At 69.2% G+C, this 10,141-nt stretch carries 12 protein-coding genes and 1 pseudogene; 3 read left to right on the top strand and 10 right to left on the bottom strand.

Annotation, left to right across the window (positions count from 1 at the left end):
• The 5 genes from HOQ08_RS10455 to HOQ08_RS10435 all read right to left on the bottom strand — a co-directional run.
• Positions 1–561 (bottom strand): inorganic phosphate transporter (locus HOQ08_RS10455; RefSeq protein WP_291194218.1); only part of this gene is annotated, 561 nt, incomplete at its 3' end.
• 111 nt (positions 562–672) lie between these two features.
• Entirely contained in the window at positions 673–1,353 is a 681-nt protein-coding gene (locus tag HOQ08_RS10450; RefSeq protein ID WP_291194215.1) for a DUF2064 domain-containing protein, read from the bottom strand.
• Positions 1,350–2,108 carry a glycosyltransferase family 2 protein gene (locus HOQ08_RS10445; protein WP_291194212.1) on the bottom strand — a complete coding sequence of 253 codons (759 nt, stop codon included), beginning with the start codon at positions 2,106–2,108 and terminating at the stop codon, positions 1,350–1,352. Before HOQ08_RS10445 ends, HOQ08_RS10450 begins: the two co-directional genes overlap by 4 nt.
• A gap of 7 nt (positions 2,109–2,115) precedes the next feature.
• Positions 2,116–2,577: a DUF6789 family protein gene (locus HOQ08_RS10440; RefSeq protein WP_291194209.1), complete on the bottom strand. Its 462-nt coding sequence runs from the start codon at positions 2,575–2,577 to the stop codon at positions 2,116–2,118.
• A 22-nt stretch (positions 2,578–2,599) separates the two neighbouring features.
• Positions 2,600–3,115 (bottom strand): RNA polymerase sigma factor, encoded by a 516-nt coding sequence (locus HOQ08_RS10435; protein ID WP_291194206.1) that lies wholly within the window; start codon positions 3,113–3,115, stop codon positions 2,600–2,602.
• A gap of 369 nt (positions 3,116–3,484) precedes the next feature.
• On the opposite strand from HOQ08_RS10435, the gene HOQ08_RS10430 reads away from it, so the two are divergent.
• Complete coding sequence (locus HOQ08_RS10430) at positions 3,485–3,826, top strand: hypothetical protein (protein ID WP_291194203.1); 342 nt, start codon at positions 3,485–3,487, stop codon at positions 3,824–3,826.
• Positions 3,827–3,944: 118 nt separating this feature from the next.
• Here the strand turns inward: HOQ08_RS10430 and HOQ08_RS10425 are convergent, their stop codons facing one another.
• Together HOQ08_RS10425 and HOQ08_RS10420 are read right to left on the bottom strand one after the other, a co-directional pair.
• Entirely contained in the window at positions 3,945–4,475 is a 531-nt protein-coding gene (locus tag HOQ08_RS10425; protein WP_291194200.1) for a vitamin K epoxide reductase family protein, read from the bottom strand.
• 292 nt (positions 4,476–4,767) lie between these two features.
• Entirely contained in the window at positions 4,768–5,736 is a 969-nt protein-coding gene (locus tag HOQ08_RS10420) for an AraC family transcriptional regulator (RefSeq protein ID WP_291194197.1), read from the bottom strand.
• A gap of 46 nt (positions 5,737–5,782) precedes the next feature.
• On the opposite strand from HOQ08_RS10420, the gene HOQ08_RS10415 reads away from it, so the two are divergent.
• A complete protein-coding gene (locus HOQ08_RS10415; protein ID WP_291194194.1) occupies positions 5,783–6,340 on the top strand; it encodes a carboxymuconolactone decarboxylase family protein in 558 nt (185 codons plus the stop codon).
• Between the two features lie 134 nt (positions 6,341–6,474).
• Positions 6,475–6,669 (top strand): hypothetical protein, encoded by a 195-nt coding sequence (locus HOQ08_RS10410; protein ID WP_291194191.1) that lies wholly within the window; start codon positions 6,475–6,477, stop codon positions 6,667–6,669.
• Positions 6,670–6,700: 31 nt separating this feature from the next.
• Here HOQ08_RS10410 and HOQ08_RS10405 read toward each other — a convergent pair whose 3' ends face one another.
• The 3 genes and pseudogenes from HOQ08_RS10405 to HOQ08_RS10395 all read right to left on the bottom strand — a co-directional run.
• A complete protein-coding gene (locus tag HOQ08_RS10405) occupies positions 6,701–7,348 on the bottom strand; it encodes an FMN-binding negative transcriptional regulator (protein WP_291194188.1) in 648 nt (215 codons plus the stop codon).
• 85 nt (positions 7,349–7,433) lie between these two features.
• A complete protein-coding gene (zipA, locus tag HOQ08_RS10400; protein ID WP_291194185.1) occupies positions 7,434–8,360 on the bottom strand; it encodes a cell division protein ZipA in 927 nt (308 codons plus the stop codon).
• Between the two features lie 10 nt (positions 8,361–8,370).
• Positions 8,371–10,141: pseudogene (locus HOQ08_RS10395) on the bottom strand (chromosome segregation protein SMC); the annotation flags it as partial.

Below are 10,141 nucleotides of genomic sequence, written 5' to 3'. Positions count from 1 at the left end.
CGTACGCAGCATCGCGCTATCGGGCGTGGCCAGCGGCAGCGGCGCCTCGCACACGCATGCCGGGGCGACCGTCGCCCGGGCCACCAGCCGGCGCAGCAGCGGGGCGAGCGCGAGCGCCGGCACGACCGCCAGCACGGGACTGGCCAGCAGCGGCAGCAGGAAGCTATGCCCCAGGGTGGAGAAGCGCACCGCCGTCCCCACTGCGACCAGGCCCACGCCGCTCATCGCACCCACCAGCGCATGCGTGGTGGAGATCGGCAGCCCGCGCCACGCCGCCAGCGCCACGGTGATTGCGGCGCCACCCGCCACGGCCGAGGCAAAGGGCAACTGCGCGGCCACGGCGGCCGGCACCAGGCCGGCTCCGGTGAATGCCCGCAACAGCGCCTGCGCGAGGAACACCGAACACAGCGAGCCGGCCAGCGTGGTCAGGCTGCCCCAGGCCAGGCTGGTCCAGTACCCGGCGCGGCCGCTGCCGTAAAGCGCGGCCACGCCCTTGAAATTGTCGTTGGCGCCGTTGGTGGCGGCGAGAAACAGCACGGCAAGTAGCAGCAACGGTTGCATCGTCTTGTCCCGAAGATAAGGGTGGCGCGGGCGTGCGGGCACCCCGCAGAGCATCGGCCGACAGCATGGGGCGGTCCTTGTCGGTTGGAGGCGGCCACGCCGCCAAAGGATTCAAGGCGCCGCCGATGCGCGCAGCAATCCGGCGAGCCAATCGGCGAGTACGCGCTGCGCAGGCAAGGCCTGCGGCAGGCTGCTGAGCGCTTGCCGTACGGGTTCGAGGTCATCGATGCTGTCGGCGTCGACGAGGGTCGGCAGGTCGACGGTGGTGCCGCAGCAAGGCAGCGCGCGCCGCAGCGCGGCGCAGGTGTCGCTCTGCGAGTACCGCACCGATTGCCAGACTGCGAGCGGCACCGGGGCCTTGCCGCCGAACAGCCAGAAACCGCCATCCCGCGCCTCGCCGAGCGCGAACGCGACGGCGGGATCGCGCAGTGCCGACGCCGCCCGGGCGAGCAGCGCCGCGGTCAGCTGCGGCGCGTCCGCACCGACCAGCAATACCTGCGCGTGGCGACCAAGCAGTTCGTCGTAGACGCGATGCATGCGCGTGCCCAGCTCGCCCTCGCCCTGCCACAGGGTGGGAAAATCCGGCCACGCGGCATGGGCCTGCGCGTCGGCCTCGGCCACCGCCCAGTACGGCGTGATCGCCGGGCGGCTGGCCTGCGCCACGGCGGCGACCGCCGCGGCGGCAAGCCGGTAGAACGCGGTCGCGGCCTCCGCGCCGATGGCGCTCGCCAGCCGCGTCTTCAGCGGGGAATGACCCGGCGTCTTGACGAAGATCGCCAGCGCCATACTCATCGGCGTCTCCCGCGCAGCTGCCGCCAGGCCGGCCACGCCTGCTTCACGGTGAGCCGCCAGTGCGCCAGCGTGGTGTGCAGCCAGCCGTGCCGCCGGTACTTGCGTGCGCTGGTGAGCAGCCGCGCCGGAATGCGTTGCAGCGGCAGGCCGGCCGCGTGGGCGGCCCATACCAGCAGGTGGTCTTCGCCATAGGCGGCGGCCTCGTCGAATCCGCCCAGGGCTTGCCAGCGCGCCTTGCGCACCACCAGTCCCTGATCGCCGAAAGGCAGGCCGAGCAGGCGCGAGCGCAGATTGGCGCCCCACGCATTGAGCACGGCCAGCCACGGCCCGTCGGGACGAAAGGCCAGGTCGAAATATCCGAGCGCGTCGGTGCCGCGTTCGAGGAACGCATGCAGTGCCGGCCTGACGGCAGGCGACAGCGTCGTGTCCGCATGCAGGAACCACAGCCATTCGCCACCGGCGCGCCCGGCGCCGGCGTTCAGCTGCCGCGCGCGCCCCTGCAGGCTGACCACATCCACCACCGGCTGGGGCATGCCGGCGATGCAGGCGGCATCCGGCCCGGTGGCTCCGTCCGCACGGCAGACCAGCACTTCGGCCACCTCGGGCAGCGCCGCCAACTGCCGCAGCAGCGACGGCACCTCGGCCATGTCGCCGGGCGCCACCGGAATGATCACCGACAACCGCGGCGCTGGCGCCCGTCCGCTGATCGGCACGGCTTCACCACCCGTGCCGGCATGCGGCGCTGGCGGGCCCATGGCCGTTTCAGCGCGCAGCGACGACAGGTTCATCGGAGCCCAGCCAACCGAACACCGCGCCCAGCACCGCGCCCCAGATCCAGTGCAGGATCAACGCCATCACCGGCGCCATGATGCCCAGCTTCATGCCGAACAGCCCCACGCCCGCCATCGGCATGGCGATGACCATCATCACGAGCCAGGCGAACGTGGCGAAGACCAGGCCCTTGGTGACCGCGCCGCGGCCCGGCAGCCACCCGTACAGCAGCGCGAACAGCACGCCCCACAGCACGGTGCCGATCATGAAGTGGATGATCCAGCCCACGGCGAGGTTGTCCGGCAGACCCATCATGCCGTGCGCCACCCCGGTGAGCATCTTGACGATGTCGAGCGCAGGCATCAGCCCCATGGCCGACTTCATCAGCATGAGGGCCGAGAGCACCACGGTGGCGACGAAGCCGGCGATTATCGAACGCAGATAACGATTCATGGAAAGCCTCCTGACGTGGCCGTCAATCTTCCAGGTACTCGCGGATCAGCAGCCGCCCGCGATGGATGCGGCTCTTGACCGCCTCGCGGGAGAGCTGGAGCGCCTGGGCCATCTCGCTGATCGAGCGCTCTTCGCAGTCCCGCAGCAGGATCGCCTCGCGGTACTTCGGCGGCAGCGACTCGATCGCCGCGGCCAGATCGACGTTCAGCTCGGTTTGCATCCATCGCGCAAACATCGGGTGGTCATCATCCGGCAGTTCTGCGTGCCCGCGCATCCTGCGCATCAGCCGATGGCACTCGCGCCGAACGATGGCGAACGTCCATGCCGAGAACGAGGCCAGCGTGCGCAGCGCGCCTATGCGCCGGTAGACCTGCAGCATGGTTTCCTGCACGGCGTCCTCGGCGTCGGCCGTGGTCGCGCATTCGGACTGTGCCATGCGCCGCAAGTCGAAGCGGCAGACGACCAGCAGGCGCTCGATGGCCTCGCGGTCACCCTGCCGGGCCGCCTCGATCAGTCGCGTGTTGTCGGAATGCGGCATGGTCTTTGTGCCAATCGGCCCAGGACCTGGATGATCGGGCGATCGTCCCACCTCGAAGCTCCCAGGCGTTCTACGTGATGGAGGCGCCGTGCCGGCAAAAGGATTCAAACACACGGTGACCTGGATGCGACTCCCTGGAAGCCTGTCGCCTGGGCGTGCCGGCGCAATCGTCGGCGCCGCTACCGGCGCGCGTCCCGCAAGGCCACGTCAGCGGACAGGCCCTGCGGATGTTCTCTCCGGCCTGTTTCCCGCCATTTGATGCGACCTTCCTCGCGGCGTTCACCCTGTTCGCGAGCGGTTCGAATGAGGCGATGACCGGTGCCGCGTGCACCGCATGCTTGCACGCGCCGATCACCCCTCCGCCCGGCAATGCGCGCGGGGAGCGCCTGCTACGCCGCCATCGACCGGCATGCCTTGGCGCAACGGCGACAAGCCTCGGCGCAGCGCTGGCATGATTCCTCGCTGCGCGCGGCGCACTGCTCGGCGCACCAGTCGCAGATCTTCGCGCACAACCCGCAGGTCTCCTTGCTGAAAGGGCTGTTGCGCGCCATCGCGTCCGTGCACAACCTGCATGTGGCGGCACATTCGATACAACTGGCCGGGCAGTCGTTGCTGCCGGCCGTCCCGACCATCTGCGAAAAACAATCGCCGCATGCGGTTGCGCAATCGTTGCATGCGGCGATGCAGTCGCGCATCGCCTGGGTCAGATGATGGCTCACGGGTGTTCTCCTGCTTGAAGCGGGCGACGTCCGGCGCGCCCGTCTCGCCGCCCTTAGGGCTTGCCATGCCGGGCATGCGTTGCCAGGCATGCAAAGCGTCAGCGCACGCTTCAGCGCCGGCGCGCCAGGTGCCGCGCCGCCAGCATGCTTTCGGGCAGCGTGAAGGCCACGGTCGCGAAGTGCGTCAGTGCATCGACGATGCAATACGGACACCATGCCTTGTCCACCTTCGGCATGGTGTGGAACAGGTACTTCGCCGCGGTGACCGCCTGGGCGCCCGCGAACACGGTCGCCAGCAGCGGCAGCCAGGGTTGCCGTCGGGCCCGGTCCGGTCCGCCGATCGCGGCGAGCACCATGTTCACGCCGTGGGTGGTGATCGCGATCGGACTGTCGGGGCCGCCGTAGCTGTAGGCCTCGTCCGAGGAATTGACCTTCTTCGTGTCGAAGTTGCCGACTGGCGGGTCCGGCAGTCGCTTGACCACGCCCGTCTGCAGCAGGGTGGTGAACGCCATCGCGCCGATGCCGACCAGGGAGGCGACGACGGCCCCGCGGCGCAGGTAGATGTGCCGATCCGAGCCGTCCTGCAGGTAACGGCGCAGCGCTTGCGGCCGATTGCCCATTCGTTGCGTGATGGCGGGCATGGGATCTCCTGAAGATAAGTGGGTGGCGCTCGCTTGCGCCAACGGCGGCGCATCGACAGCACGGTCCGGAACAGCCCTATCTCGCGCTGTCCCGCTCTGCCTATTCGGCGCGTCGCTGTCCCAGGCCAGCGTTCGCTCATCCCGCGGCCGTGGAGCACGCACTCCATGGCCGGCACGCGTGGTCAAGCGAAAAGCGCGGAATCGGCTCCTGCATCGGTTGCCGCGCCCGAGGCGGCGGCGGGCCGCAGCACAACGTGCCAGCAACCGGGTATGACCGGCGTGATCGCGGGGACTACGAAAGATGATGCGCGCGCTTGCCTCTCTCACCTCGGCGCGTACGCCGGCGCCCGGTTGCCGGGCGCCGTTCGCTGCCGGGCGTGCGGCCGAACACCCGATGATAGGCGCGGCTGAAAGCCGCCTCGGTCGCATAGCCCGCGATCTCGGCCGCCTTGGCCACGCTGACGCCGCGCCGTTGCAGGGCCTCCTGGCCCGCCTGCAGCTTGAGCGCGGTCATGTAGGCGATCGGCGGCAGGCCGACGATTTCGCGGAAGCGCCGCGCGAAGGCCGCGCGCGACAGATGCACTTCGCGCGCCAGATCCTCGACCTTGAGCGGCACCTGCAGCTGGCGATGGATGCGCAACAAGGCGGGCGCCAGCTGCGCGTCCAGCAAGCCACGCAGCACCCCCTGCGTGACCTGCCCTTCGCTCAGGGCATGGCGCACGGCATACACGAACAAGGCATCCGCCAGTTTGTCCAGCAGGGCCCCGCCGCCGGCGGACGGGTGCGCGGTTTCGGCCAGGATCAGGCGGAACAGCATGGCGGCCGAACCGCCGTCGGCGTCTTCGTCCCGAGCGCGGAAGACCAGCAGGGGCGGCAGGCTGGCCAGCAGGACCTGCGACAGCGGCGAAGCAAACTCGAAATAGCCGCAGAGCAGAACCGTCGCGTCCTCATATGTGCTCGCAGGCACCGAGCGCAAGCGGTGTGACGCCTGGCGCGCGAACAGCACCGCGTCGCCCGCCTCAAGCCGGCACGCCACCCGGCCATCGGCCGTTTCCAGCAGGCACTGGCCGGCCGCGACCAGATGGAACATCGCCTTGGGCTCGTATTCGGCATCGAGCGACCATGCGCCGCAGTGCACCTCGCGATGGAAGACACGCGTATCCAGCCGCAAGTGGCGCAACAGTTCGCTGAGCGTGTCCAAGCCGGACTCCCGAGACGATCGGACAAGCATACGCGCGCGCCGGACATGGTCGCCATGCATGGCGCCGGCGACACTGGCGCGGTATCCATCCCCAGGAGACGCTGTCATGAGTTCGTTTGCATTGCATACCCCCGACACGGCCCCCGCTGCGGCACGTCCGCTGCTGGAAGGCGCCAAGGCCAAGCTCGGCTTCGTGCCGAACCTCTATGCCCACCTGGCCGAAGCACCCGCCGCGCTGGAGGCGTACTTCCAGCTCTCGGCGCAGTTCGACAAGACGTCGCTGAGCCCGGTCGAACGCCAGGTCGTGCTGCTGGCGGCCAGCGTCGAAAACGGCTGCGAGTTCTGCGTCGCCGCCCATTCGATGGTGGCGCGCAAAATGGCCCATGCGCCCGACCCGGTCGTGGACGCGCTGCGTGCAGGCCAGCCGCTGCCGGATGCGCGCCTGCAGGCCCTTGCCAGCTTCACCCGCGCCGTGGTCAGGCAACGGGGCTGGGTCGCCGATGCGCCACTGGCCACTTTCCTTGCCGCGGGATACACCCGCCAGCAGTCGCTGGAGGTCGTGCTTGGCGTAGCAATGAAGACGTTGAGCAACTACGCCAATCACTTGACCGGCACGGAAACGAACCCCGAGTTCGACGCGGAAGCGTGGTCGCGCCCCAAGTAATCCTTGGGGCAGCGACCGCATCAACGCACCTTGAACCACGCAATCGGCTTCACGGCTTCTCACGGCGCTCTCCACGTCGCTTCGCCGAGGTTGGCTGCAGCATGTCGGCCGGGAACAATCGAGGAAGAGATTCCATGACGCCGCTGGACAAGCCACTCAAGCGGGAAATCCAGATCGACGGCGTCGCCTACACGCTCGTACTCGACCCGCAGGGGTTGAAGCTCGCCGAGAAAGGCCATCGGCGCGGCGTGGAGCTGTACTGGAAGGATCTGGTCAGCGGAGATGCGGCACTGGCGACAGCCCTGCAGGCCTCTCTGGAGGCCGATTGACGGTCTGCATTTCGCAAGGCGGCGTGCAGATTCAGGGTTCTTTCCGTGGGTGGGTGTTGGCCGAGCGGATGGCTTCGGCCATCTGGCGGCTGGCGTCGCCCTCGAGGGTGCCCAGCCCGGCGAGCACGCCTTCGCGGTCGGCCTCGGTGCGGTTCTGGCTCAGCTTCCACTTGCCTTCCAGGCGCTCGATCGGCAACCGCAGGCCGACGATGGCCTTGAGGTTGCGGTCGATGTAGTCGGCGGGCGCATCGTCCATCCGCCAGGGCTGGGGCATGGTGCGTTCGTGGCGATCGGTGAGCTTGCGCAGCAACTGGCGCAGCGCAGCCGGATCGTCGAAGGTTTGCAGGGTGCCGTGGGCGTGCACGGCGATGTAGTTCCAGGTGGGCACTTCCTTGCCGTGGGTCTGCTTGCCGGGGTACCAGCCAGCCGAGATGTAGGCGTGCGGACCCAGGAAGATCGCCAGCGACGAAGCGCCGTCGCAGGCGGCATGCGCGTTGGCGCGGGCCACGTGCCCGTAAAGCGTGCCGTGGGGCCCCTCTTCCGGCGCCAGCAGCAGGGGGACGTGGCTGACTTCGAGGCCCGTGGCCGTGGTGCTGATCACGCTGGCGAAGGCGATGGCATCGATCGCCGCGTGCAGTTCGGGCAGGTGCGCTACACGGAAGGCTGTGGGCATGTACATGTGCGTTACTCCCGGTCACGCCCGGCGCGGCGCCATCCCTGCGGCAACCACTTCGCGATGGTCGCGAAGGCGGCGTTCCCTCTACTCAACGGCCGAAGATGATTTCCTTGCCCTCGTGGTCGCGGTCCCAGCCGCGCAGCTCGTCGCGGATGTGGGCGATGCGCTGGCGCCCGAGAGCGTTGCGTTCCTCGTCGAGCACCTGGCCGTCGAGCAGTTCGGCCAGACGTTGCGCGGTAGGCAGCATGGCGTCCCAGGCGTCCAGCGCCGGCAGCGGACCCGGCAAGGTCATGAAGAAGCTCAGGCCCGGCGTGCGCAAGGCATCGAGGCGCGTGAGATCGAAGTTGCCGGGCTTGAGCATGTTGGCCACGCTGAAGATCGGGCCGTGCTCGCGCTTGCCGTCGAGCAGGCGGTGATAGATGCCCATGTCACCGTATTCGAGGCCGGCCTTTTCGGCGGCGACGATCAGGTCCGCGCCGTGGAATTGGCTGCCGTCACGGGCCATGACGAACAGCGTGACGATGCGTTCGACCGGCATCTGTGCGGGGCGGCGGCCCAAGTCCGAGCGCGGTGGCGTCCTCGGTGCCGCGGCCGCCACGGGCGGGGCAGCGGGTGCCGGTGCTGCATCGGCCGGAGCGCGCAGAGCGTCGATGATGGCGGCAGTCTGGCCCACCGGCTTCGCTCGCGGCGCGGGCGTCGTGCGCTCGCCGGCCAGGGCGGCGCCGAGTTTTTCCAGTTCCTCGCGCAGGCCGATTTCGAGTTCGCCTTGCTGCGGCATCGCCTCCTCGCCATGCATGCGCGGCGACGGATGATCGTCCAGCAGCATGTCGTCCGCATCGCCTTCGCCCAGCGTGGGCTCGCGGCGCTCGCCACCGCCCTGCCCGGTCGGCATGCGTCGCTTGCCCTGTTCCTTCTTCGGCTGGCCGAACAGCCAGATCAGCGCCAGCACGATGATGCCGACAATGGCGAGGGGCAGGCCGACGGCGGGGTTCCAGGCAAAGGCAAGTACGGTCATGGGCGGATCCTCACGCAGCTCCGGCCAGTTTAGCCGCTTCGGCCAGGTCCACCTGCACCAGGCGCGACACACCCGGCTCGCGCATGGTCACGCCGCAGAGCTGGCTGGCCGCTTCCATCGTCGCCTTGTTGTGGCTGACGAAGATGAACTGCACCTTCTCGCTCATTTCCCTGACCATGTTCGAGAAGCGGCCGACGTTGGCTTCGTCCAGCGGCGCGTCCACTTCGTCGAGCAGGCAGAACGGCGCGGGATTGAGGTTGAAGATGGCGAACACCAGCGACACCGCGGTGAGCGCCTTCTCGCCGCCGGAGAGCAGCGAGATGTTGGACGGCCGCTTGCCCGGGGGGCGCGCCATGATCGACACGCCCGTACTCAGCAGGTCGTCGCCGGTCAGTTCCAGGTAGGCATGGCCGCCGCCGAACAGGCGCGGGAAAAGTTCCTGCACGCCGGCGTTGACCCTGTCGAAGGTTTCCTTGAAGCGCTGGCGGGTTTCGCGGTCGATCTTCTTGATCGCGCCCTCGAGCGTTTCCATGGCGCTGTTGAGGTCGGCGAGCTGATTGTCGAGATACGTCTTACGCTCGCTCTGCTCGGCGTGTTCCTGGATCGCCGCCAGGTTGACCGGCTCCAGGCGGACGATCTTCTGGCCCAGGTCGCCCAGCTGCGTGCGCCACTGGTTGGCGTCGGCCTGTTCGGGAAGTTCGGCCAGCAGGGGTTCGAGTTCCAGGCCGGAGGCAGCGATGGCCTCGGCCAGCTGGTCGGCGCGCATCTGCAGCGCCTGCGCGGCGAGGCGTTTTTCCGACACGCTTTCGCGCAGGGTGGCCAGGCCCTGCTCGGCCAGGTGGCGCTGCTGCTCCAGCTTGCGGAACTCGATGTCGCAGTCTTCCAGCGCGCGGCGGGCTTCGACCAGTTGGCGATCGACCAGCAGGCGCTGGTCGAGGTAGGTCTGGCGCTCGGCCTCCAGTTCCGCGATGGGATCGGAGCCGGCAGCGAGCTGCTCGGCGATCTCGGTGCGGCGGGCTTCGACCTGGCGCAACTGGGTGTCGAGGCGGGCGAGCGCCTGTTCCAGCGAGGCCAGCGAGGAACGCTTGGATTCCATCGACAGCGCCAGCGAGTGCGCCTGGTCGGCGGCCTCGCGGGCGTTCATGCGTGCCTCCTCGCGGGCTTCGAGCAACGCGCGGCGCTCGTTCTCCAGCTCGCGGCGCTGGTCCTCCAGGTCGCCCATGTGGTTGACCGATTCGTCCAGGCGCGCGCGGGCCTCGCGGGTCTGTCCCTGCAGTTCGTCAAGCTGCTCGACCAGCGTGGACAGTTCGCCGGCCACCTTCTCGGCGCGGGCACGGGCGGTTTCGACCTTGCCGCGGTGGCTCTGCAGCTGGCCGGCCAGTTCGGACTGGCGGCGATGGGCGTTGTAGAGCTCGCGCTGGGCATCGTCGCGGGCGCGCTCGGCCTCGAACTTGGCGGTGCGCAGTTCGTCCAGGCGCGCGGTCGATTCTTCCAGCTGCGCTCCCAGCGTTTCGATCTGCCCGGCCAGCAGGCGGATCTCGCGCTCGCGCGCCAGCACGCCGACCTGGTTGCCCTGGGCGCGGCGGATGCGCGCCCACTGCGGGGCCAGCCACTCGCCGCTGCGGGTGATGATCGACTGGCCCTCGGCCAGCGAAGCGACGCGGTTGCGTGCCTCGTCCAGCGTCTCGGCGGTGCGGACGTGCGCAAGCAGTTGCAGGGCCGCGGCGGGCCCGCGCACCTTGGCGGCGAGGGTGCCCTCGGCCCCCTGCCCGCCTTCGGAC

It is taken from the genome of Frateuria sp. (assembly GCF_013362045.1).
Lineage (GTDB): Bacteria > Pseudomonadota > Gammaproteobacteria > Xanthomonadales > Rhodanobacteraceae > Frateuria_A.
This window is presented reverse-complemented; position numbering and strand designations above follow the sequence as displayed.

Excerpts from the sequence above, each read along its gene's own strand:
- HOQ08_RS10425 (WP_291194200.1), bottom strand. The coding sequence starts at position 4,475 with ATGCCCGCCATCACGCAACGAATGGGCAATCGGCCGCAAGCGCTGCGC.
- HOQ08_RS10435 (WP_291194206.1), bottom strand. The coding sequence starts at position 3,115 with ATGCCGCATTCCGACAACACGCGACTGATCGAGGCGGCCCGGCAGGGT.
- HOQ08_RS10445 (WP_291194212.1), bottom strand. The coding sequence starts at position 2,108 with ATGGGCCCGCCAGCGCCGCATGCCGGCACGGGTGGTGAAGCCGTGCCG.
- HOQ08_RS10440 (WP_291194209.1), bottom strand. The coding sequence starts at position 2,577 with ATGAATCGTTATCTGCGTTCGATAATCGCCGGCTTCGTCGCCACCGTG.
- HOQ08_RS10415 (WP_291194194.1), top strand. The coding sequence starts at position 5,783 with ATGAGTTCGTTTGCATTGCATACCCCCGACACGGCCCCCGCTGCGGCA.
- HOQ08_RS10410 (WP_291194191.1), top strand. The coding sequence starts at position 6,475 with ATGACGCCGCTGGACAAGCCACTCAAGCGGGAAATCCAGATCGACGGC.
- zipA (WP_291194185.1), bottom strand. The coding sequence starts at position 8,360 with ATGACCGTACTTGCCTTTGCCTGGAACCCCGCCGTCGGCCTGCCCCTC.
- HOQ08_RS10430 (WP_291194203.1), top strand. The coding sequence starts at position 3,485 with ATGCGCGCGGGGAGCGCCTGCTACGCCGCCATCGACCGGCATGCCTTG.
- HOQ08_RS10405 (WP_291194188.1), bottom strand. The coding sequence starts at position 7,348 with ATGTACATGCCCACAGCCTTCCGTGTAGCGCACCTGCCCGAACTGCAC.
- HOQ08_RS10420 (WP_291194197.1), bottom strand. The coding sequence starts at position 5,736 with ATGCATGGCGACCATGTCCGGCGCGCGCGTATGCTTGTCCGATCGTCT.
- HOQ08_RS10450 (WP_291194215.1), bottom strand. The coding sequence starts at position 1,353 with ATGAGTATGGCGCTGGCGATCTTCGTCAAGACGCCGGGTCATTCCCCG.